Source organism: Streptomyces sp. CRCS-T-1 (assembly GCF_024442335.1).
In the GTDB taxonomy this organism is placed as follows: Bacteria; Actinomycetota; Actinomycetes; order Streptomycetales; family Streptomycetaceae; genus Streptomyces; species Streptomyces koelreuteriae.
Map to the genome: position 1 here is coordinate 2,198,209 of NZ_CP101651.1, position 22,460 is coordinate 2,220,668.

Sequence of the window (22,460 nt, forward strand, 5' to 3'; positions counted from 1 at the left end):
GGTTCCCCCGGACGGCCGAACACGGGCGGTCAGCATGGCCCGGGAGCATCGCGGACCGACATCACCGCCTGGCGTGTCAACTTCCAGCCATCGCCGTGTCGTTCGACGTAACCGAGTGCCCTGAGTTCGTACAGTCTCGCGACTGCGTCCTCCTGTGCGGTCTGTGCCCGGCGCGCGATCTCGTCCGGCGGGGCGGCCCGGCCACCCGGCAGGGCGGCGAGCACCTGCCGGGCGGCGGGTTCCAGCAGATCCCGGGGCAGGACGGGGCCACGTCGGTCGGGAGCCAGCTGTCCGATGTCGCCGACCAGCTCGACGACATCGGCGGCGTCGGTGACCAGGGCCGCCTCGCCGCGCAGCAGTTCGTGCACGCCGGCGGAGAGTCCGCTGGTGGCCGGGCCCGGTACCCCCATCGTGTGACGGCCGAGGCGCTGTGCCGCCCGCGCCGTGACCAGGGAGCCGCTGCGGTGGGCGGCCTCGACGACCACGGTGCCGCGGGTGAGCGCCGCGATGACGCGGTTGCGGAGGATGAACCGGCTCGGCGTCGGGTGATCGCCGGGTGGCAACTCGCCCACGACCAGGCCCTGTTCGGCGATTCTGCTGATCAGCTGGGTGTGTCCGCGCGGGTAGGGGCGGTCGACGCCGCAGGCGAGGACGGCGACGGTGGCGCCGCCCGCGCCGAGGGCGCCGCGGTGGGCGGCGCCGTCGACTCCGTAGGCGCCGCCGGACACCACGACCCAGCCCTGCTCGGCCAGGCCGGCGGCGAGGGTGGCCGCCATGTGTGCCCCGTACTCGGTGCAGGCCCTTGCCCCGACGACGGCCACAGACCTCAGCGCCCACATCCGCAGACCGGCCCGCCCCCTCACCCACAGCCCGAGGGGCCGGGCATCCCCGAGATCGTCGAGCTGCCCGGGCCACTCCGGGTCCCCTGGCCACACGAAGCGCACCCCGGCCTCCCGGGCGACGGCCAGGTCCTCACGAGGCCGAGCCACCCCGGCCCTGGCCAGCAACCCCGCCCACCGCTTGCCGCTGACCCCGGGCAGGGGCCGCCCGCCCTCCACCAGCCGCCGGACCACTTCCCCGACCCCGAACTCCCGCACCCACCGCCCACCGACCTCGTCCCCGGGCTCGAGGACCCGGGTGAGGAACACCCGGGCGAGCAGTTCGTCGTCCGGTTCGTCGACGACGCTCACGTCAGCGCTCCGATGGCCATCGGGACGCCCCGGGGCACACCGGTCCGCAGTTGGAGCGCGAGGGCGACGTCCGTGGCGTCGGGCCGGTCGTGGCCGACGAGGTCGGCGACGGTCCAGGCCACCCGCAGGACGCGGTCCAGGCCTCGGGCGGTCAGGACACCCCGCTCCAGGTTCCGCTCGGCCTCGTCCATCGCGCCGGGCACCGCGTACCAGCGGCTTCGCAGCTCGCGGCCGGGTACCTCGCTGTTGGTGCGCCAGGGAGTGCCGGCGAGGCGCTCCGTGGCCCTCTCCCGGGCCGCCCTGACCCGGTCGGCGACCGTCGCCGTGGACTCGCCCCGCGCTCCGATGGCGGTCAGCTCGGTGCGGGTGACGCGGTCCACTTCGACGCGCAGGTCGACCCGGTCGAGCAGGGGGCCGGAGAGCCTGGCCTGGTAGCGGCGGATCGCCGAGGGCGGGCATTCGCACAGGTCGTCCCGCTGCGAGAACCGGCCGCACGGGCAGGGGTTGGCCGCGAGCACCATGAGGAACTTCGCCGGGAAGCGCACGACTCCCGCACTGCGTGCGATCACCACGTGCCCGGCCTCCAGCGGCTGGCGCAGGGCGTCCAGGGCCTGGCTGTTGAACTCGGGCGTCTCGTCCAGGAAGAGCACACCCCGGTGGGACAGCGACACCGCTCCGGCCCGCGCGATACCCGGGCCGCCGCCGACCAGTGCCTGCATCGTGGCCGAGTGGTGCGGGGCGCAGTAGGGGGCGACGTCGATCAACGGCTTCCCCGGGGGCAGCAGGCCCGCCACCGAGTGGACCGCGGTGACCTCCAGCGACTCCTGCCGGCCGAGCAGGGGCAGGATGGTCGGCAGCCGCTCCGCGAGCATCGTCTTGCCCGCGCCGGGAGGCCCTTCGAGGAAGAGGTGGTGTCCGCCCGCCGCGGCCACCTCCACCGCGGTGCGCGCCGAGGTCTGGCCTACGACGTCCGCGAGGTCGTGACCGTGGTCGTGCTGGGCCGCGCCGACGCTGTGCATGCCCGTGGCCGCGCCCGTTCCCGGCACGCGCAGCCCGGCGAGGAGCGGGTCCGGGCGACCCTGCTCGTCCGACTCCTCGTCGGGCACGGGTTCGTCGGCGAGGATGGCGATCAGCTGCCGCAGGCTCCTGACGCCGAGCACCGAGACGCCGGGCACCAGGGATGCCTCGGCGGCGGCGCATTCCGGCACCACCACCTGCTCATACCCCGCGTCCGCCGCCGCCAGCACCGCCGGCAGCACCCCTCGGACCGGCCGTACCCGCCCGTCCAGCCCCAGTTCCCCGATCATCACGATGTCGGCGAGGACCCGGGGGTCGATGCGCTCCGCCGCGCCGAGGACAGCCGCCGCGACGGCCAGGTCGAAGCCGCTGCCGGACTTGGGGACGGAGGCCGGGCTCAAGCCCACCGTGAGTTTCTTCTGCGGCCAGGCCGCGCCCGAGTTGACGACCGCGGCGCGCACCCGGTCGCGGCTCTCCGTGAGGCTCTTGTCGGGCAGCCCCACCAGCGTGAACGCCGCGACACCCGGTTCGAGATCGGCCTGGACCTCGACGACCACACCCTCGACGCCCACCAGCGCCACCGAACACGTACGGGCGAATCCCATCAGGCCACCCCCCGCACATGCTCGACCACGGCCGCGCCGCGGTTCGGCAGCAGCACGCCGACCACGTCGATGCGGACCCCGCCGGGCGGTGCGCCCCCGTGGCTCTGGATCCACCGCTCGGCGAGATCCCGCAGCCGCTCCGCCTTCTGCGGGGTCACGGCCGCCATCGGATGCTCGAAGCGACCCTCCCTGCGGGTCTTCACCTCGCAGACGACCAGGACGTCGCCGTCCCTGGCCACGATGTCGATCTCACCCGTCCGGCCGGAGCGCCAGTTGCGCTCCACGACCGTCAGACCTGCCTCGGCCAGCCGCCGCGCGGCCAGGCTCTCGCCGTACTTGCCCATGGCGCTGCGCGCTCGATGTGCGTTCATGTCGGCACCACCTCCGGCGCCAACGATCACGCACCCGCCCCCAAGAAGTGGATCTTGGTGGACAGCTCAGCGGGTGTGGAAAACTCCCTCACCCACCCGGGTGAGCGTCACCCGCTCGGCAGCTCGAGATCGCTCTTGTTCAGCTCCTCGATGTTCACGTCCTTGAACGTGAGCACCCGAACCTGCTTCACGAACCGCGCCGGCCGATACATGTCCCACACCCAGGCATCCGCCATGGACACCTCGAAGAACACCTCACCCTGGACCGAGTGCACCTGCATCTCGTAGTCGTTGGTCAGGTAGAAGCGCCGCTCGGTCTCGATCACGTATTTGAACAGACCGACGACATCGCGGTACTCCCGGTAGAGCTTCAGCTCCATCTCGGTCTCGTACTTCTCGAGGTCCTCGGCGCTCATGGCATGTTCCCCTTCAGCCGTGCGATCCCACCATTGTGCGCCAGTCCTGTGAGCCCCTAGACGATTTCCGGGTCAAGGATCACGGGCCTGGCCGGGGGACCTTCGTCGAGCAGCGTACGCAGCAGCCCGGCGAGTCTGGTCGGATACACCGTCTCATGTGCCCGGGTCAGTTCCGGACACGTCCACCAGCGCGCTCCGGCGACACTGCGCCGCTCCAGCTCGGTCAGCCCGGCGGCCGCGATCTCCGTACGGTCCGTACGAGCCAGGTAGTACCACTCGTCCTGGTTCCAGCGGCGGCCCGCGAACGGGAACGAGCACTTCCGCCGCCACAGCACCGGGCCGAGCTCCACCTCGGTGATGCCCGTCTCCTCGGCGAGTTCCCGCAGGGCGGCCTGTTCACGGGTCTCGTCGCCCTCCACTCCGCCGCCGGGGGTGAACCACCAGTCGTCGGCCGGATCGTCCGGCTCGTGCCCGTGCAGCAGCAGGATGCGGTCCTGCGGGTCGAGCAGCACCACCCGGGCGACCTTGCGCAGCCCGCCCTCAAAGGAGTCCTGGCCCGCCCCCACGGCCTCAGCGGACACCCGCGGGCTCCGCACCGCCCCGCCGGGCACGGGCCGCGCCCGCACGCTTGGCGATCGGGCCGTAGGCGCCCCCGCCCAGGACGAGCACGGCGCCGGCGATCACGGCGGCGATGATCGTCCGCAGCGGTCCGGGCGAGGAGAGGCCGCCGAGCGCCTCGAAGCCGGTCGGGCGCTCCAGCATGCCCTTCATCGGGTACACGACGGAGTCGACGCGGGCGTCGACGGCGGAGCGCGACACCGTGCCGCTGGCGGCGTCGGTCAGATGGGCGGTGGAGTCCACGGAGCTGCCGCGCTCGTCGCCGAGCAGGAACAGCCGCCCCTTGGGGACGGTCACGGTCGGGAAGTTGCTGATCTCGGCCGCCGTGCCCTTGGGCAGGTAGGGCTCGTCGATCTCCTTGCCGTTGACCTTGAGCTTGCCGTCCTGGCAGCAGGAGACCGTGTCGCCGCCGATGGCGACCACGCGCTTGACCATCGGCGCGTTGGCCCAGGTCGTGTCCTTGAAGACGACGACATCGCCGCGGCGCACATCATCGCCGTCGACGCGCTGCGCGAGGATCCGGTCGCCCGCGTCGATCGTCGGCGTCATGGAACTGGTGGGCACGGTGTAAGGCCGGTAGACCACCGCTCCCCAGGCGAACCCGCCGAGGAAAAGCACGAGGCCCAGCGCGACGGCCAGCCCGGACAACCGCTGTCCGGTCCGGCTGCCCACCGGGCCCGTACCTGTGCCACCGCTGCGCGGGGCCGTGTGCGTCATGCTCTCGCCACCCATGGGTCCGCACCCTACCCGGGGGTACCAGCCGTGGTCAGCCCGCGGTCGGAATCACCGCTTCCGGCGCCACCACAGCACCACGGGCACCGCACCGGCGAGCGCCAGTCCCTGCGGCGCCACCGTAAGGGCGGCCGCGGCCGACCGGGCGTTCAGACCGGACTGGTCGAAGGTGTCCGGCACCGGCAGGTTGTCCCAGCGGTTGATCGGCCAGGCGATGACGACGGCCCGCCCGACGACCTCCTTCACCGGGACCATGCCCTTGTGCCGGTCCGCCTGGTTGTAGCGGGAGTCCCGGGAGTTCTGCCGGTGGTCGCCCATGACCCAGATGTAGCCCTCGGGGACCTTGACCTTGAACTGGCCGCCCTGGTCGTCGACGCTGCACGGCGTGTTGCCCGGGTAGACGTACGCCCGCTCGTCCAGTGCCTTGCCGTTGACCGTCAGCGGGCCTGTGCCCTTGCACTCGATCGTGTCGCCGCCGACGCCGACGACGCGCTTGATGAGGTCCTTCTCCTCGGCGGACGGCATGAGGCCGATCCAGCTGAGGAACGTCTGCAGGGCGTTCGGATCCGTGGTCGGCTCGCCCGCCAGCCAGTTGTCGGGGTCGTGGAAGACGACGACCTCTCCGCGCTCGGGCTCGGAGCCGAACCAGGGGGTGAGCTTGTCGACCAGGACGCGGTCGCCCTGCTGGAGCGTGTTCTGCATCGAGTCGGACGGGATGGAGAACGCCTGCACCAGGAAGGTCTTGATCAGCAGCGCCAGCACCAGCGCGATGCCGATCAGGATGGGCAGCTCCTTCCAGAAGGAACGCGCCTTCTTCGGCGTCCGGTTCGTACCGCCCGGCCCCTGGCCATCGGCTGTGCTGTGCGTGCCTGTCACCCTGTCGCCCTCGGCTGCTCCGGAGTCATTCCCGGAGGTCACGGCGCTGTCCGCGGCCGGGACGGCGGATTCCGCGGGGTGCCCGCGATGCTCCTCGCCATCGTGTCCGGACCGTGCGCCGACCGCCACATCCCCCACGCCAACTCCTCACTCTGTGCCGCCGCCTGCCCCATACACGACGCAGGCCCACCACTCCCATAACGAGCGGGAGTTCCGCAGGGGTCGGGAGCTGGATCGTTCCGTTCGAATCGTCGGAGGCAACCCTATGCGACAGCGGGTCGGCAGCGGTCGACCCGGTGGCCGAGTCGGACACGGAGGCGTACGTGGTCGGTTCCTCCAGCATGTTCCAGTGGCCGAAGGGCCAGGCGATGACCATGGCGCGGCCCACGACCTCGTCCTCGGAGACCGTGCCGCCGTAGTCGGTGTCCTGGTGGGCGCGGGAGTCCGCTGAGTTGTTCCGGTGGTCGCCCATCACCCAGTACCGCCCCTGGGGGACCGTGATCTCGAACGGCGTGTCGGACGGGGCGTTGCCGGGGTACAGATAGTCCTCGTTCAGCGGGATGCCGTTGACGGTCACGCGCCCTTGGGTGTCACAGCACTTGACCTTGTCGCCGCCGACGCCGACGACCCGCTTGATGAGGTCCTTCTCGTCCTCGGACGGCAGCAGGCCGATGAAGGTGAGCCCTTCCTTGACCTGCTTGATGACGACGGGGTCTTCCTTCGGGGTGGCGGTCTGGTCGTCCTGGAGCCAGCCGCCGGGGTCCTTGAAGACGACGACGTCCCCGCGCTGCGGCTCGGAGCCGAACCACGGGGTGAGCTTGTCGACCAGGACGCGGTCGCCGATCTGGATCGTCTGCTCCATGGAGCCCGACGGGATGACGAAGGCCTGGACGAGGAAGGTCTTCAGCACGAGGGCTATGAGGACGGCGACGCCGACGAGGAGCGGTATCTCCTTGACGGCGCCGCGCCTGCGGCGCCGCTTGACCTTGCGCTGAAGCTTGCGCCGCTCGGCGCGGGTACGTCCGCCGGACGGGCTGGCGGCGCGCCGGGCGCCGGTGGGCAGCAGGTTTTCCGCGGCGCTCGTGGCGACGCCGCGCGGCTTGCCGCGGTTACCCATGGGCGCCCGCCCTGTCGGCGGGCGCGGGCACGCGCGCGTAGGCGTCCGGGCGCTGCAGCCGGGTGGCGTGGCCGAAGGGCCAGACGATCCAGTCGGCGCGGCCGATCACGCCGCCGACGGGGATCATGCCGCCGCCCGGGGAGCCGAGGTGGTCGCGGGAGTCGCTGGAGTCGGCTCGGTGGTCGCCGAGCACGAACAGGGTGCCGTCGGGCACCACGACGTCGAAGGGAACCTCGGAGGGGCTGTCCCCGGGGTACAGGAAGCCCGACTCGTCGACCGGCCGGCCGTTCACCTGGATCCTCCCCTTCTTGTCGCAGCAGACCACGCGGTCCGCTCCCACACCGACAACGCGCTTGATGTAGTCCGCGTGCCCGAAGTACCCCGTCCCGTCGAACACGACGATGTCTCCCCGCTGCGGCCGGGCACCGAAACGGTACGCCAACTTATTTACGAGAACCCGGTCCCCGATCCTCAATCCCCGCTCCATGGATCCGCTGGGGATCTGGAACGGGCGCAGCACGAACGTACTGAGCAGCAGCAGGAAAATCAGGCATGTGAGCAGGGTCAGAGTGATCCGGCCGCCGGGTACCCAGGCGCTGACACGCGACACCAACGCGAAACGCGACCGTTCCTCCGGCGCTCCTGGGTCCGAGGTCTCCTCGGAGTCGGAAGGGCGGGAGGAGCGGTCGCGCTCCGTCGGCTGTGCTTCGGTGTCCATCGGAGCCAGATGTTATCCGGCCCCGACGCGAACCCCGGAGAGCGCTCAGTTCTCGCGCTTCTCCTTGATCTTCGCGGCCTTGCCGCGCAGCTCGCGCAGGTAGTACAGCTTGGCGCGGCGGACGTCACCCTTGGTGACGAGCTCGATCTTCTCGACGATCGGGGTGTGCACCGGGAAGGTGCGCTCGACGCCGACGGAGAAGGAGACCTTGCGGACCGTGAAGGTCTCGCGCACGCCGGAGCCCTGGCGGCGGATCACAACGCCCTTGAACTGCTGCACACGGGAGCGGTTGCCCTCGATGACGCGCACGTGGACGTTGACGGTGTCACCCGGGCGGAAGGCCGGGACGTCGCTGCGCAGCGACGCGGAGTCGACGGTGTCGAGCAGGTGAGACATTTCGTCTGCTTTCTTCGCTGATGCCACAGGTCATCAACGGAAACTAGGTGTTTCGGATCTGGGCTGTACGCGTCGGAACGGGCGTCATCTCCCCCTGTGGCAGGGGCGCACGCCGGACGGACGCACAACAGCGAGCTATTCTTCCACGCCGTCGGTCCTGCGCCAAAATCGGCCGTACGGCTCCCCCGCCGGGTCCGGTGACCAGCCCAGGATGGAGAGCATCTCGCGGTCCTTCTTGTCGAAGGCCTTCGGGTCGCACCGCTCGATGAGGTCGGGCCGGTGCGCGGTCGTACGCTTCAGGGCCTCGTCCCGGCGCCAGCGGGCGATCTTCCCGTGGTGGCCGCTGAGCAGCACGTCGGGGATGTCCCGGCCGCGCCACTCGGGCGGCTTGGTGTAGACGGGCCCCTCCAGCAGGCTCGCCATGGCACCGGGCGCGAAGGAGTCGTCCCGGTGGGACTCGGCGTTGCCGAGGACGCCCGGCAGCAGTCGCGCCACGGCCTCGGTGACGACGAGGACGGCCGCCTCGCCGCCGGCCAGGACGTAGTCGCCGATGGACACCTCGTACACCGGCATCCGTGTCGCGTACTCGTCGACGACCCGCCGGTCGATGCCCTCGTAGCGGGCCGGCGTGAAGATCAGCCAGGGGCGCTCGGAGAGCTGGACGGCGAGTTCCTGGGTGAAGGGGCGTCCGCTCGGCGTGGGCACGATGAGGGCGGGCTCGCGGGAGCCGGTCTCGTAGCCGTCGGCCAGGACCGAGTCGAGCGCGTCTCCCCAGGGCTCGGTCTTCATGACCATGCCGGGGCCGCCGCCGTAGGGCGTGTCGTCGACGGTGTTGTGGCGGTCGTAGGTCCAGGACCGCAGGTCGTGCACCTGGACGTCGAGCTGTCCACGCGCGCGTGCCTTGCCGACGAGGGAGACGTTCAGCGGTTCCAGGTACTCGGGGAAGATCGTGACGACGTCGAGGCGCATCACGACTCGTCCCGGCTGGAGGCGATCTCGGCGCGGTCGTCGATCAGGCCCGGCGGCGGGGTGATGACGGCCTTCTGCTCCTCGAGGTCGATCTCGGCGACGATCTCCTCGACGAAGGGGATCAGCACCTCGCTGCCGTCGGGGCGCTCCACGATGAACAGGTCCTGCGAGGGCAGGTGCGAGATCTCCGTGATCCGGCCGACCTCGGTGCCGTCGGCGGTGACCACATCGAGGTCCATGAGCTGGTGGTCGTAGTACTCGTCCTCGCCCTCGGGCAGTTCCTCCGGGTCGATCTCGGCGATCAGGAGGGTGTTGCGCAGGGCTTCGGCGCCGGTGCGGTCGCTGACGCCCTCGAAGCGCAGCAGGAGACGGCCGCTGTGGACGCGGCCCGTCTCGATGGTGAGCGGTCCCGTGGCGGCGGGATCGGTGGCGAGTACGGCGCCGGGCGCGAGCCTGAGCTCCGGCTCGTCGGTACGGACCTCGACGGTGACCTCGCCCTTGATGCCATGGGCACGGCCGATCCGTGCGACTACCAGCTGCACGTGTCCAACTCTCCTGTCATACGACTGCGGGCCGGGGACGGCCCTGTGGGCCCTCCCCGGCCCGAGCCGGTTGCGATAAGCGTCAGCGGACGTGGTCCACGTCGACGAGGTCGACGCGGACACCGCGACCGCCGATGGCGCCCACGACGGTGCGCAGGGCGCGTGCGGTGCGGCCGTTGCGGCCGATCACCTTGCCGAGGTCGTCCGGGTGCACCCGGACCTCGAGTACCCGCCCGCGGCGCAGGTTGCGCGAGGCGACCTGCACATCGTCAGGGTTGTCGACGATGCCCTTCACGAGGTGCTCGAGAGCCTCCTCGAGCATGCTCAGGCCTCGGTCGACGCGGACTCAGCGGCCGCCTCGTCCTTCTTCTCAGCCTTCTTCTTCTGGGTGATGGCCTCACCCTTGCCCTCGTCCTCGCCACCAAGGGCCTCGAACGACGGGCGGGCCGACTTCTCGGCGGCCTGCAGCAGCGGAGCCGGGGCGGGCTCGCCCTTGTACTTCTGCCAGTCGCCGGTCTTCTTGAGGATGGCGAGCACGGGCTCGGTCGGCTGCGCGCCGACACCCAGCCAGTACGCCACACGCTCGGCGTCGACCTCGATCACCGACGGGTTGTACGTCGGGTGGTACTTGCCGATCTCCTCGATCGCACGGCCGTCACGGCGGGTGCGGGAGTCGGCGACGACGATGCGGTAGTGAGGCGAACGGATCTTGCCCAGACGCTTCAGCTTGATCTTGACTGCCACGGGAGTGGATTCTCCTGGTTTTGACGTGGTTGGGCACGGCGAGAGAAGCCGCGTGGGGTTGCGGTACCCGAGTGCCCGATGGACGCGTCAGCCGGAGGAGAGAGGGGTCCTGTGCGACTGTCGAGTACAGCTAGCCATTGTGCCACACCCCGCCGGGCGGCTTTGCCGGGGGTGCGCCGCTCCCCGGGCATGCCGGGCCGGCACCCGGCGCGGAGGTGAGATGCGTCGGGTGCACACCCCGGCGGCGCGTCTCGACCGGCAGCCACGAGATGCCGGTGCAGACGTCAGCCAGCCACCGCTCCCGCCCCCACGACGTCCGGGATGCGGAACGGCTTGCCGCAGCCGCCGCAGACGATCGGCGCCTGGGCGAGTACGGACGGCACCACGCGGACGTTGCGACCGCAGTCGCAGACCGCCTTGACGCGTACGCCGCCACCGGAGGAGCCATGGCGCGCGGCCGGGCCCCGGAAGGTGCGGGAGGTGTCGGAGGAGGTCGCGGCCGTGTGGGCCTTCAGGGCGCGCTGGAGGCGTTCCATCGTCGGGCGGTAGCGGCGCTTCGCCTCGGGGGTGAGCGTGACCAGGGAGAAACCGCTGCTGGGATGCGGTTCCTCGGGGTGGTCCAGGCCCAGCTCCTCGGCGATCGCGAGGAATCTGCGGTTGTGGTAGCGGCCGGCACGGGAGGTGTCGCGGACGCCGCGCGAGGCGGCGATGCCATGGACTGCCTCATGGAGCAGTCGCTCGAAGGAGAGCTCGTGACCGCACGCGGACGACGACTCCCCGATCAGGGACTCTGGCGCGGCAAGGTCGGGCAACTCGGGGTGGTACCGCTGAATGTCGGCCCACGCCTGTGCCAGCTCTGCGGCGAGAACAGGTGGTGTCTGTGTCGTGCTCACGTAATGACAACGAGCCGGGGGGCCACAGTGTTCCGATTCCGGGCCATCCCAAATAATTTGCACGTACCCGTCAGTTGCCTCTGATGCGTCCCGACGAGGGCGCCTGCGCTGATCTGTGGAGAAGCCTCGCAGCTCACCACAAGGTGGTGCGTAGTTCCGCGTACGCCCCGGCGCGTAGATCAGGTCCACGCGCCGGGGAGCCAGAGGTCCGCGCGCACGCAAGAGGCGTTTCGGCCGCCTTCGTCCCGATCAGTAAGCGCGTGCCACGACGGCGACGTTACCGGGTGCGTCGTCGGCGTCCGGCACCGACCCGTCCTCCGCGACCAGACACCGTACGGTCGCCGCGTGATCGGCGAGCTTGGACTCGCCCTCCTCGCCGAGCACGGCCCAGGGGATACGCGCCCAGCCGCCGGCGGTGGCCGCCTCGACGGCCTCCTCGAAGGTGGAGACCTCGGTCGTACGGGACTCGCGGCGCTCGCGGGACTGCTTCAGCAGCAGTGCCTGGTCCTCCTCCAGGATCTCGGGCAGCAGCGACACCAGGGAGTCCAGGGACACCGGCTCCTTGCCGCCCGGGATGCGGCGGGCCAGCATCGCCGTGCCGTTCTCCAGATCGCGCGGTCCGACCTCGATGCGCACCGGGACGCCCTTGAGCTCCCAGTCGACGGCGCGGCGGCCGAAGGGGGTGTCGGTGCGGTCGTCGACCTGGACGCGGACACCGGCCGCCTTCAGCCGGTCGCCGAGCTCGCGGACCTTGGCCAGAACCGCCTCGTCGCCCTTGATCGCGAGCACCACGGCCTGGATCTGCGCGAGCCGCGGCGGGACCCGCAGGCCGTTGTCGTCGCCGTGCATCATCACCAGGGCGCCGATCATGCGGGTGGTGGAGCCCCAGGAGGTCTGCCAGACCAGTTCCTGCTTGCCGTCCTTGGACAGGTACCGGGTGTTGAAGGCCTTCGCGAAGTTCTGGCCCAGCTCATGGCTGGTGGCCATCTGGAGGGCCTTGCCGTCGCCCATCATGCCTTCGAGCGTGAGGGTGTTGACCGCTCCGGCGAACCGTTCCTTGACCGTCTTGCGGCCCGGGACGACGTCCATCGCGAGGACGTTGAGCATGAAGTCCTCGTAGACCTGCCGGTGGATGTGCGCGGCGAAGTCGCGCGCCTCCTCGTAGGTGGCGTGTGCGGTGTGGCCCTCCTGCCAGAGGAACTCGGAGGTGCGCAGGAACAGGCGGGGCCGCAGTTCCCAGCGCACGACGTTCGCCCACTGGTTGATGAGCAGCGGCAGGTCGCGGTAGCTCTGCACCCACTTCGAGAAGTAGTCGTTGATGATCATCTCGGAGGTGGGCCGGACCACGGCGGGCTCTTCGAGTTCCTTGCCGCCGCCGTGGGTGACCACGGCCAGCTCGGGCGCGAAGCCCTCGACGTGGTCCGCTTCCCTGGCCAGGTACGACTGGGGGATCAGCAGCGGGAAGTACGCGTTCTGGGTGCCCGTCTCCTTGATGCGGGCGTCCATCTCGGACTGCATCCGCTCCCACAGCCCGTACCCGTACGGTCGGATGACCATGGTGCCGCGCACCGGACCGTTGTCGGCGAGTTCCGCCTTGGTGATCAAGTCCTGGTACCAGCGCGGGAAATCGTCCGCCCTGGGAGTGAGTACGGGTGCCTTGGCCATGGCGAGATGGTACGGGCCCAAGTTGCCGGAATGTGAAATCTCGCCATAGGCACATGACAACTCACATGCCCGGGCGCATTCCACTGGACGACAGGTCGAGGGGGGAGTTTCCTGGCATACGGGGGTAGTGCGAGCGCACTGTCACGGGGGCCATGGAATCGGGCAAGAGGCAACTCTCGGCGGATTGGGGCGCTTACTTATGACACCTACGCTCGTGCGGCAGCACCTGCCTCACGCGGGGGCCGCACCCCGCGTGGACCTGCGTGCACGCGCGCGTGACTGGTCCGAGATCCAGGAGCGGATGCTCGTACCGCTCTACGAGGCCGTCCACGAGCGACTGGACGTGGGTCCCGCCACGCGGCTGCTCGGCCTCGGCTGCGGCTCCGGGCTCGCCCTGCTGATGGCCGCCGCCCGGGGAGCCGCGGTCACCGGTGTCGACTCCTCCCCCGAAAGAATGACCTTCGCGCGGGAGCGGCTGCGGCCCGAGGCGTGGGGCACGCGCGCGCGTGCCGAGGCCCGGCTGGTCGAGGGCTCGCCCCGGGACGCGGAGGTGCCGGCTGCTCCGGCGTACACCCTGGTGACCGCCTTCGAGCCGATCGGGTGCCTGGCGGGCGACTCGGAGGGGATGAGCGAGCTGCTCGCGGAGGCGACGCCGCTCGCCGAGCGCGGTGCGGCCGTGGTGCTGGCCGGCTGGGGGCCTCCGGAGCGGTGCGCCACGACGTCCGTGCTGCGGGTCGCCACGAAGCTGGCGGAGCCGCTGCGCAACACGGGCAGTTGGCGTCCCGCCCTCCGTGACGACCTGGAGGACGTCGCCCAGCGGGCCGGGCTCAAGCCGGACGGATCCGGGCGGGTGGCGTGCCCCTTCGGCTACGCGGACGTGGACAGCGCGGTGCGCGGGCTCAAGTCGACGGGGCTGTTCGACGCGGCCATGACCGCGACCGATCAGGTGCAGGTCGACAAGGAGCTGACCGAGGCACTGCATCCGCATCAGCGGCAGGACGGGACCGTGTGGATGCCCAATGTGTTCCGGTATCTGATCGCCCGGGTTCCATAAAGATCGCAGTTTCTCCGGTGCAGGTGTGAATGGTGTGAAGAAAGCGCGGTGCGGTGCTTCTGGCGGCCTCAAGTGGATCTTGAGCGCTTAATCTGATCCACCGCTCGGGGGATCTACACATCTGCATACAGGAGCTGCTTTGCCGCACCACACGACCGCGCTGCGTCTCGTCGCGCCCGTCGCCGTTCTCGCCCTGTCTCTCACCGCCTGCGGAGGCGGCGACGACAACGCCGACGCGAAGAGCCCGGCCACCGGGAAGGCCAAGGTCTCCCCCTCGCCGGAGCCGACGTCCGGCGGCGAGATGGGCAGCGGCGAGAGCGCCACGGGCAAGGTCGACGAGGACCCGGGCAAGGTCACCTACGAGATCCTGGCGCAGAAGGTCGAGGTGGGCACCGAGGCCGAGGCCGCCAAGGCCGTCTCGGAACCGAGCAAGGTCAAGGGCAAGGTGCTGGCCACCGCGTACCTGAAGTACACCCACAAGAGCGGCCCCGCCCTCACCGACGGATCCGACGTGCACGACAGCACCACCCTCTCCGCGGACGGGCAGCGCGGCAGCGTCCTCATCGGCGCGGCCGAGGACGCCGCGGGCTGCGAGGACCCCTACGACGTCGACAGCTGGAAGCAGGGCGAGAGCCACGTCTTCTGCGAGACCTACGTGATCCCGGCGAACGCCAAGAGCGTCGAGGTCAACTGGTCCGAGGAGGACGGCGAGCCCTTCGTCTGGAAGTTCCCCAACGCCTGACCTGACCGCAACGCCAGAGGGCGCCCCCTTCTCGGAAGGGGGCGCCCTCTGTGTCGTTCGTGCGGGAGGGGCCGTCAGCCCATGAACTTCTTGAACTCGTCGGGGAGCTCGAAGTCCTTGCCGCCCTGCTGCGGCAGCCCGAAGGCGCCGCCGCCCTCGGCCGCAGCGGCCCGGCGGGCGGCCTCCTCCTGCTCCTGCTGCTTGCGCTTCATCGGGTTGCCGGAGCGCTGCTTGCCCTTGGCCTGCTTCTGCTTCTTCTTCGTCCGGCCGGGACCGCCGCCCATGCCCGGCATGCCGGGCATCCCGGGCATGCCGCCGCCCTGGGCCATGCGGGACATCATCTTGCGGGCCTCGAAGAAGCGCTCGACCAGGTTCTTCACCGCGCTGACGTCGACACCGGAACCCCGCGCGATACGGGCGCGGCGCGAGCCGTTGATGATCGTCGGCTCCTGGCGCTCGGCCGGGGTCATCGACTTGATGATGGCGGCCGTACGGTCGACGTCGCGCTCGTCGAGGTTCTGGATCTGGTCCTTCATCTGGCCCATGCCCGGGAGCATGCCGAGCAGCTTGGAGATGGAGCCCATCTTCCGGACCTGCTCCATCTGGGCCAGGAAGTCGTCCAGGGTGAAGTCCTGGCCCTTCTTGGACGCCAGCTTGGAGGCCATCTTCTCGGCCTCTTCCTGGCTGAACGTCTTCTCCGCCTGCTCGATCAGGGTGAGCAGGTCACCCATGTCGAGGATGCGGGAGGCCATCCGGTCAGGGTGGAAGGCGTCGAAGTCGTCGAGCTTCTCGCCGTTCGACGCGAACATGATCGGCTTGCCGGTGATCTGCCGGATCGACAGGGCCGCACCACCGCGGGCGTCACCGTCGAGCTTGGAGAGCACCACGCCGTCGAAGCCGACGCCGTCGCGGAAGGCCTCGGCGGTGTTGACCGCGTCCTGGCCGATCATCGCGTCGACGACGAACAGGATCTCCTCGGGGCTGACCGCGTCCCGGATGTCGGCGGCCTGCTGCATCATCTCCTGGTCGATGCCCAGGCGGCCGGCGGTGTCCACGATCACGATGTCGTGGACCTTGGACTTGGCGTGCTCGATGGAGTCCTTGGCGACCTTGACCGGGTCGCCGACGCCGTTGCCCGGCTCCGGGGCGTAGATGCCTACGCCCGCGCGCTGGGCGACGACGCTGAGCTGGTTCACGGCGTTCGGGCGCTGGAGGTCACAGGCGACCAGCAGCGGCGAGTGGCCCTGCTCCTTCAGCCAGCGGCCCAGCTTGCCCGCGAGGGTGGTCTTACCGGCACCCTGCAGACCCGCCAGCATGATCACGGTGGGCGGCTGCTTGGCGAAGCGCAGGCGCCGGGTCTCGCCGCCGAGGATGGTGACGAGTTCCTCGTTGACGATCTTGAGGACCTGCTGGGCGGGGTTCAGCGCCTTGCTGACCTCGGCACCGAGGGCGCGCTCCTTGACGTTCTTGATGAACGTCCGGACGACCGGCAGCGCCACGTCCGCCTCGAGGAGGGCGATCCGGATGTCCCGGGCCGTGGCGTCGATGTCCGCTTCGCTGAGACGCCCCTTGCCGCGCAGGTTCTTGAAGGTCGCTGAGAGGCGATCGGAAAGAGTATCGAACACGGCGCTCGCGGTCCTCAGGGTTGGTGGCTACAGGGAATCGCCCTCCAGGGTATCCCGGCGTGACAAGTCGCCGGGTCGGCCTCACCCACGCAGTGTCTCCTCCAGCTTCCGCGCCACCGACACCGCCTCGTCCCCGGGCAGGGGCGCGCCCTCCGGGCCGGTCACGTAGAAGGCGTCCACGGCGTTGGCGCCGAGCGTCGAGACATGCGCGCTGCGCACCCGCACGCTCGCGTCCTCCAGGGCGCGGCCGATGCGGAACAGCAGGCCGGGGGCGTCCTGGGAGCGTACCTCGATGACCGTGGCCAGCCGAGAGGCGGCGGGGTGGACCGACACCCGGGGCGGCGGGGCGACCACGCCCCGGCGGCGCGGATAGGCCGCGTCCCGTTCGGCGAGGCGGCCTGCGATGTCCAGGGAGCCGTCCAGGGCCCTCACCAGGTCCGCGCGCAGCCGGGCAGCCTGCGGCAGGGAGCCGTACTCGGCGGCGACCCGCCAGTCCAGCAGCAGGACGGAGCCGTCGACGCCGTCCGGGAGGGTCAGGGAGCGCAGTTCCGCCGTGCGCACGGTCAGCCGGTGCATGGCGAGGACACCGGCGACCGCGGGCAGCACGCCCGGCTGGTCGGGGACGGCGATGAGAAGTTCCACACCCAGCGGCTCGGGATCACCGGACGGCTCCTGTCCGGCGGGCGGCTCGGTCTGCGCCCGCAGGGCGAGGACCGGACTGCCCGTCGCGGCCGCCTCTAGGGCGAGCCGCTCCTGCTCGGCGGTCGGCGCGCCCTCCTCCGGGTCGTCGGGGGCGTCCCCGGCGAGCACCGCCGCGACCCGCTTGACGAGGTCGGCGACGAGCGAGCCGCGCCAGGACGACCAGGCGGCCGGTCCGGTGGCCAGGGCGTCGGCCTCGGTGAGCGCGTGCAGCAGCTCCAGGGTGCCCTGGGAGCCGACGGCGTCGGCGACGGAGCGCACGGTGGCCGGATCCTCCAGGTCACGCCGGGTGGCCGTCTCGACGAGGAGCAGATGGTGCCGTACGAGGGTGGCGACGACCGTCACGTCGTGGCGGTCGAAGCCGATGCGGGCGGCCACGTCCTTGGCGATGATCTCGCCGGCCACGGAGTGGTCGCCGGGCCAGCCCTTGCCGATGTCGTGCAGCAGCGCCGCGACCAGCAGCAGGTCGGGGCGGCTGACCCGGCGGGTGAACTCGGAGGCCTGGACGGCGGTCTCGATGAGGTGCCGGTCGACGGTCCACAGGTGCACGGCGTTGCGCTGCGGGCGGCAGCGGACCCGCTCCCAGTCGGGCAGCAGCCGGGTGATCAGCCCCTCGGCCTCCAGCGCCTCCCAGACCTCCACGGTCGGGCGGCCGGAGCCGAGCAGGGTCACGAGCTGTTCGCGCGCCTCGGCGGGCCAAGGCGTGGGCACTGGGCGCGTGGCGGCGGCCATGCGCCGTACGGCGTGCAGGGAGAGCGGGAGTCCGGCCTGCGCGGCGGCCGCCGCGGCGCGCAGCGGCAGCACGGGGTCGCGCTCGGGGCGCGCGGCACGGGCGAGCACCACCTCGCCGTCCTGCTCCACCACCCCCTCGGCCAGCGGAGACCGCTCCGCCACGGGCTTCCCGCCGCCCAGCATGGCGCGCAGCCTGGGCCGCACCGCGCGCGACCGCAGCACGCGCCCCACCTCGCGCCAGGTGACATCGCTGGCGTACGAGACGAGCCGTGCCGCCTCGTACACCTGCCGCAGCAGGGTGTCTGCGTCGAGCAGGCCGAGCTCGGCGGCCACCTGGTCCTGCTCCTGGAGCGCGAGCCGGTCGGTGGCGCGCCCGGTGGCCAGGTGCAGGGCGTCCCGTACGTCGAGCAGCCGGCGCCGGGCGTCGGCGAGGCCCTCGCGCGGGGCGTCGGCGAGCCAGGAGGCGGCGACGGCGCGCAGGGTGGTGGCGTCGCGCAGCCCGCCCCGGGCCTCCTTCAGGTCGGGCTCCAGCAGGTACTGCAGCTCGCCCTGGCGCTCGGCGCGCTCCGCGCACAGTTCCTGGAGTTCGGGGAGGCGCTTGGGCGCCTGGTTGCGCCAGTCGGCCAGCACGGCCGTGCGCAGCCCGGCGGTGAGGCCCAGGTCGCCGGCGATGTGCCGGGCGTCCAGCAGGCCGAGCTGCACCTTGAGGTCCTCGCCGGCCGTCTTGCGGGCCTCCGCGGGCGTGCGCACGGAGTGGTCGAGGTCCAGGCCCAGGTCCCAGACGGGATACCAGAGCCGGTCGGCGAGGGCGGCGACCGCCTTGGGGTCGCCGCCGTCGTGCAGCAGGAGCAGGTCGAGGTCGCTGCGGGGCGACAGCTCGCCGCGTCCGTAGCCGCCGACGGCGACCAGGGAGGCCCCGCGCAGTCCCTCCGCCCCGGCGGCGAACAGGCCGGTGAGCCACTCGTCCGTCAGTTCGGCCAGGGCCGAACGGCGCGGCGGCCCGGACCGCGTCTCCTCGGTGAGGAGACGCAGCCGGGCCGCCGCGTAGCCGCTGGGTCCCGAGTCCTCTGCTTCCTTCTGCACGTCCGTACCCGTCACCCGGCGACTCCTGTTCTGTTTGCCTGCCTTGGGGCCCTCAGAGCGCGTCGGGGCCGCGCTCGCCGGTCCGGACCCGTACGGCCGTCTCGACCGGGACGGACCAGACCTTGCCGTCACCGATCTTGCCGGTGCGGGCGGCCTTGACCACGACGTCGACGAGCTGCTCGGCGTCGTCGTCCTCGACCAGGACCTCGATACGGATCTTGGGGACCAGGTCGACGGTGTACTCGGCACCGCGGTAGACCTCGGTGTGGCCCCGCTGACGACCGTAGCCGCTGGCCTCGGTGACGGTCAGGCCGTGTACTCCGAAGGCCTGCAGGGCCTCCTTGATCTCGTCGAGCCGGTGCGGCTTGACGACGGCGGTGATGAGCTTCATGCGTCCACCTTCTTGCTCGCGGCTGCGGCGACCGGGGCCGTGACGGCCGTCTTGGCGGCACCGCCACCGGCGCCACTGAAGTCGTATGCGGTCTCGGCGTGCTCGGCCTGGTCGATGCCGGCCACCTCCTCGTCCTCGGAGACCCGCATACCGATGGTCTTGTGGAGGACGAAGGCGAGGATCGCGGAGACGATCAGCGAGTAGGCGAGCACACCGCCGACACCGGCGAGCTGCTTCCAGAGCTGGTCGAACGTGTGGTCGCCGTAGAACACGCCCGTGGCGTCGGACTGGCCCTTACCGCTGGCGAAGAAGCCGATCAGGATGGAGCCGGCGATACCGCCGACGAGGTGGACACCCACGACGTCGAGCGAGTCGTCGTAGCCGAACTTGTACTTCAGGCCCACGGCCATGGCGCACAGGACACCGGCGATGGCGCCGACGGCGATCGCGCCCATCGGAGTGACCGAACCACCGGCCGGGGTGATGGCGACCAGACCCGCGACCGCGCCGGAGGCGGCGCCCAGCGTGGTGAACGCGCCGTGGCGGATCTTCTCGTAGGCGAGCCAGGCCAGCATGGCGGCGGCGGTGGCGACCTGCGTGTTGACGAACATCAGGGTGCCGACGCCGTCGTCGTTGCCGAGCCACGAACCCGCGTTGAAGCCGAACCAGCCGAACCACAGCAGACCGGCGCCGAGCATGACCAGCGGGAGGCTGTGCGGGCGCATCGGGTCACGCTTGAAGCCGACGCGCTTGCCGATGACGAGGATCACGCCGAGCGCCGCGGCACCGGCGTTGATGTGGACCGCGGTACCACCGGCGAAGTCGATCACGCCCATGTCGAAGGCCCAGCCGCCCTCACCCCAGACCCAGTGGGCGACGGGGAAGTAGACGATCGTGGCCCACAGCGCGATGAACAGCGCCCAGGCGGAGAACTTCACACGGTCCGCGAGAGCACCGCTGATCAGGGCGGGCGTGATGATGGCGAACATCAGCTGGAAGACCATGAAGGCCAGCAGCGGGATGTTGTACGTGCCCCACAGCTCGCCCTTGTCGACCCCGGTGAGGCCGACCCAGTCCGAGTTCCAGCCGATGAGGCTCCCGGAGTCGGTGCCGAACGCCATGGAGAAGCCGTACAGCACCCACAGGATGGTGACGATCCCGAGGCTGATGAAGCTCATCATCAGCATGTTCAGGGTGCTTTTGACGCGGACCATGCCTCCGTAGAAGAAGGCCAGACCCGGGGTCATGAGCATCACCAGGGCGGAACAGATGAGCATGAACCCTGTGTTGGCGGCAGACAGCTTGGGCGCCTCTGCGGCAAGGGTGATGGCTGGTGCCATCGGCGTCTCCTCGTCGTTGGTACGGCCCCGTGCGGGCGAAGCCTCGAGCGGATTGAGGGGTGGGCCGGTTATGCGCCACGAGATTGACGCAGCGCCGTTTCGGTCGAAGCCCCTCGTTGTTTCGCCGCCGTGACGAAGGCGCGTGCTGTGTTACGCGTCGATGAACTGCCGGATCGCGGGCGCGCCGATCGTTATCGTGGCGCAACCTTCGGCTCTCGCGGCCGTGGGAACGACAAGGCCGGCCGCGGTCGGCCTTCCGATGACCTGGCATGGGGGAGCCGAGTCGGGCAGTTCGGGAGGGCCGGCCGCGGCCGGGGTTCAGGGGTGCCGGAGGGCGGCGGTCAGACCGCCTCCGCGGTCTCGGGCAGCTCGGCGGCGAGCCGCTCGGTGAGGTCGACGACCTCGCCGAGGTCGCCGAAGTCCCGCGCGGCGGTGTCGACCGTCTTTCGGATACGAGTGTTGACCCGCTCGGAACGGACCTTCTTGGCCACGTGCATGGCCTGCGTGGCGAAGACCGTGCTCTGCTCGGCCTCGCGCCGCAGGAGGTGCACGGTGGCCATGCCGATCAGGTTGAGCGCGTACGACCGCTGGTGCTCGCCGTCCTCGGCGAACAGCTGCACGGCCCGCTCCATCAGGGGCTCGGCCAGCGAGGCGTAGGTCGGGCTGCGGCCGGCGACATAGGCCAGGTCGCGGTAGGAGTGGGAGTTCTCGCCGTACAGCTCGGCCTCGGAGAAGAAGCGGATCCAGTCGGGGTCCGGCTCGTCCCACTCGCCGGCGTCGGCGAAGGTGTCCTCGGCCATCCGGACCGCCCGCTTGCACTTGCCGGGCTGTCCCATGTTGGCGTAGGCGCGGGCCTCCATCGCATACAGCATCGACTGGGTGCGCGGGCTCGCGCAGTCGCGGCTGCCGTACTGCGCGAGGTGGATCAGCTCCAGCGCGTCGTCGGGCCGCCCGAGGTGGATCATCTGCCGGCTCATGCTGGACAGCACATAGGAGCCGAGGGGCCGGTCACCAGCCTCCTTCGCGGCGTGCAGCGCGAGGACGAAGTACTTCTGCGCGGTCGGCTGGAGCCCGATGTCGTACGACATCCAGCCGGCCAGCTCGGCCAGTTCGGCGGCGACCTTGAACAGCCGCCGGGTGGTGGCCTCGGGCTGGGGCTCCTGGAGCAGGTCCGTCACCTCGTGCAGCTGGCCGACGACCGCCTTGCGGCGCAGGCCGCCGCCGCACTGGGCGTCCCACTGCCGGAACATCACGGTCGTGGACTCCAGGAGGTCCAGCTCGGGTTTGGAGAGCCGGCCCCGGGCGCGCCCGGAGGAGGGCTCGGGCTCCGAACGCTGGGCCGGGGGCGAGGGGACGAGCCAGCGCTGCATGGGCTCGATGAGGGCCGGGCCCGCAGACAGGGCCAGCGAGCTCCCGAGGAAGCCGCGCCGCGCCAGCATCAGGTCGCTGCGCGAGAACTCGCTGAGCAGGGCCACGGTCTGCGGGCCCGTCCAGGGCAGGTCGACGCCGGTCGCGGAGGGTGACTGGCGCGCGGTGCGCAGCCCCAGGTCCTCGACGGAGACGACCACACCGAAACGCTCCGAGAACAGCTCGGAGAGGATCCTGGGGATCGGCTCGCGGGGGTTCTCGCCGTCGAGCCAGCGGCGCACGCGCGAGGTGTCCGTGGAGATGTGGTTGGCGCCCAGCTGGCGTGCCCGGCGGTTGACCTGGCGGGCCAGCTCGCCCTTGGACCAGCCGCTGCGCACGAACCAGGAGGTGAGCAGCTCGTTCGGGCGCTTGTCCGCGTGCGTCGCGCTCGCAGCGTTCGTTCCGCCTCCGCCGTTGCCGCTCACTGGAACGCCCCCATCCCTGAGACCACTTGTCGCCGTGTGCGCCAAGGCCTATCAGCATGCCGGTTCGCACGGTCATCCGTCCGGCCCTTGTCA

Annotated in this window: 23 protein-coding genes; 2 read left to right on the forward strand and 21 right to left on the reverse strand. The window is 70.9% G+C overall.

Annotated features, from left to right (window positions below; all coding sequences use genetic code 11):
* Positions 1-29: 29 nt before the first annotated feature.
* The 16 genes from dprA to proS all read right to left on the reverse strand — a co-directional run bounded on the left by dprA (position 30) and on the right by proS (position 12,869).
* Positions 30-1,190: a DNA-processing protein DprA gene (gene dprA / locus NNW99_RS09575; RefSeq protein ID WP_215118283.1), complete on the reverse strand. Its 1,161-nt coding sequence runs from the start codon at positions 1,188-1,190 to the stop codon at positions 30-32.
* Positions 1,187-2,812, reverse strand: coding sequence for a YifB family Mg chelatase-like AAA ATPase (locus NNW99_RS09580; protein WP_215118284.1), 1,626 nt, complete (start codon positions 2,810-2,812; stop codon positions 1,187-1,189). The genes dprA and NNW99_RS09580 overlap by 4 nt, the downstream gene beginning before the upstream one ends.
* Positions 2,812-3,213, reverse strand: coding sequence for a YraN family protein (locus NNW99_RS09585; protein ID WP_215118285.1), 402 nt, complete (start codon positions 3,211-3,213; stop codon positions 2,812-2,814). The genes NNW99_RS09580 and NNW99_RS09585 overlap by 1 nt, the downstream gene beginning before the upstream one ends.
* Before the next feature lie 77 nt (positions 3,214-3,290).
* Positions 3,291-3,599 carry a DUF2469 domain-containing protein gene (locus NNW99_RS09590; RefSeq protein WP_003993268.1) on the reverse strand — a complete coding sequence of 103 codons (309 nt, stop codon included), beginning with the start codon at positions 3,597-3,599 and terminating at the stop codon, positions 3,291-3,293.
* Positions 3,600-3,655: 56 nt separating this feature from the next.
* A complete protein-coding gene (locus tag NNW99_RS09595) occupies positions 3,656-4,180 on the reverse strand; it encodes an NUDIX hydrolase (protein WP_215118286.1) in 525 nt (174 codons plus the stop codon).
* A complete protein-coding gene (gene lepB, locus NNW99_RS09600; protein ID WP_215118287.1) occupies positions 4,170-4,949 on the reverse strand; it encodes a signal peptidase I in 780 nt (259 codons plus the stop codon). The genes NNW99_RS09595 and lepB (NNW99_RS09600) overlap by 11 nt, the downstream gene beginning before the upstream one ends.
* Positions 4,950-5,000: 51 nt before the next feature.
* Positions 5,001-5,963: a signal peptidase I gene (lepB, locus tag NNW99_RS09605; RefSeq protein ID WP_215118288.1), complete on the reverse strand. Its 963-nt coding sequence runs from the start codon at positions 5,961-5,963 to the stop codon at positions 5,001-5,003.
* Entirely contained in the window at positions 5,851-6,942 is a 1,092-nt protein-coding gene (gene lepB / locus NNW99_RS09610) for a signal peptidase I (protein ID WP_215118289.1), read from the reverse strand. Before lepB (NNW99_RS09610) ends, lepB (NNW99_RS09605) begins: the two co-directional genes overlap by 113 nt.
* Positions 6,935-7,660, reverse strand: a complete 726-nt coding sequence (gene lepB / locus NNW99_RS09615) for a signal peptidase I (protein ID WP_215118290.1) — start codon at positions 7,658-7,660, stop codon at positions 6,935-6,937. Before lepB (NNW99_RS09615) ends, lepB (NNW99_RS09610) begins: the two co-directional genes overlap by 8 nt.
* A 45-nt stretch (positions 7,661-7,705) precedes the next feature.
* A complete protein-coding gene (rplS, locus tag NNW99_RS09620; protein ID WP_030852073.1) occupies positions 7,706-8,056 on the reverse strand; it encodes a 50S ribosomal protein L19 in 351 nt (116 codons plus the stop codon).
* A 135-nt stretch (positions 8,057-8,191) separates the two neighbouring features.
* Entirely contained in the window at positions 8,192-9,025 is an 834-nt protein-coding gene (gene trmD, locus NNW99_RS09625; RefSeq protein WP_215118291.1) for a tRNA (guanosine(37)-N1)-methyltransferase TrmD, read from the reverse strand.
* Positions 9,025-9,567 carry a ribosome maturation factor RimM gene (rimM, locus tag NNW99_RS09630; protein ID WP_215118292.1) on the reverse strand — a complete coding sequence of 181 codons (543 nt, stop codon included), beginning with the start codon at positions 9,565-9,567 and terminating at the stop codon, positions 9,025-9,027. Before rimM ends, trmD begins: the two co-directional genes overlap by 1 nt.
* An 82-nt stretch (positions 9,568-9,649) precedes the next feature.
* Positions 9,650-9,889, reverse strand: coding sequence for an RNA-binding protein (locus NNW99_RS09635; protein ID WP_003973401.1), 240 nt, complete (start codon positions 9,887-9,889; stop codon positions 9,650-9,652).
* A gap of 2 nt (positions 9,890-9,891) precedes the next feature.
* A complete protein-coding gene (gene rpsP / locus NNW99_RS09640; protein ID WP_215118293.1) occupies positions 9,892-10,311 on the reverse strand; it encodes a 30S ribosomal protein S16 in 420 nt (139 codons plus the stop codon).
* A 284-nt stretch (positions 10,312-10,595) separates the two neighbouring features.
* Entirely contained in the window at positions 10,596-11,204 is a 609-nt protein-coding gene (locus tag NNW99_RS09645) for a hypothetical protein (protein WP_184598513.1), read from the reverse strand.
* A gap of 249 nt (positions 11,205-11,453) precedes the next feature.
* Positions 11,454-12,869, reverse strand: coding sequence for a proline--tRNA ligase (gene proS / locus NNW99_RS09650; protein ID WP_215118294.1), 1,416 nt, complete (start codon positions 12,867-12,869; stop codon positions 11,454-11,456).
* 199 nt (positions 12,870-13,068) lie between these two features.
* Between proS and NNW99_RS09655 the strand changes: the two genes are divergently transcribed.
* Entirely contained in the window at positions 13,069-13,923 is an 855-nt protein-coding gene (locus tag NNW99_RS09655; RefSeq protein ID WP_215118295.1) for a class I SAM-dependent methyltransferase, read from the forward strand.
* 139 nt (positions 13,924-14,062) lie between these two features.
* Complete coding sequence (locus NNW99_RS09660) at positions 14,063-14,665, forward strand: hypothetical protein (protein ID WP_215118296.1); 603 nt, start codon at positions 14,063-14,065, stop codon at positions 14,663-14,665.
* A gap of 74 nt (positions 14,666-14,739) precedes the next feature.
* Here the strand turns inward: NNW99_RS09660 and ffh are convergent, their stop codons facing one another.
* The 5 genes from ffh to NNW99_RS09685 all read right to left on the reverse strand — a co-directional run bounded on the left by ffh (position 14,740) and on the right by NNW99_RS09685 (position 22,367).
* Positions 14,740-16,290: a signal recognition particle protein gene (ffh, locus tag NNW99_RS09665; protein ID WP_215118297.1), complete on the reverse strand. Its 1,551-nt coding sequence runs from the start codon at positions 16,288-16,290 to the stop codon at positions 14,740-14,742.
* Positions 16,291-16,371: 81 nt separating this feature from the next.
* Positions 16,372-18,819, reverse strand: a complete 2,448-nt coding sequence (locus tag NNW99_RS09670; protein WP_215118298.1) for a [protein-PII] uridylyltransferase — start codon at positions 18,817-18,819, stop codon at positions 16,372-16,374.
* A 37-nt stretch (positions 18,820-18,856) separates the two neighbouring features.
* Positions 18,857-19,195, reverse strand: coding sequence for a P-II family nitrogen regulator (locus tag NNW99_RS09675; RefSeq protein ID WP_215118299.1), 339 nt, complete (start codon positions 19,193-19,195; stop codon positions 18,857-18,859).
* A complete protein-coding gene (locus tag NNW99_RS09680) occupies positions 19,192-20,535 on the reverse strand; it encodes an ammonium transporter (RefSeq protein ID WP_215118300.1) in 1,344 nt (447 codons plus the stop codon). The genes NNW99_RS09675 and NNW99_RS09680 overlap by 4 nt, the downstream gene beginning before the upstream one ends.
* A 341-nt stretch (positions 20,536-20,876) precedes the next feature.
* Positions 20,877-22,367 (reverse strand): hypothetical protein, encoded by a 1,491-nt coding sequence (locus NNW99_RS09685; RefSeq protein WP_215118301.1) that lies wholly within the window; start codon positions 22,365-22,367, stop codon positions 20,877-20,879.
* Positions 22,368-22,460: the final 93 nt, after the last annotated feature.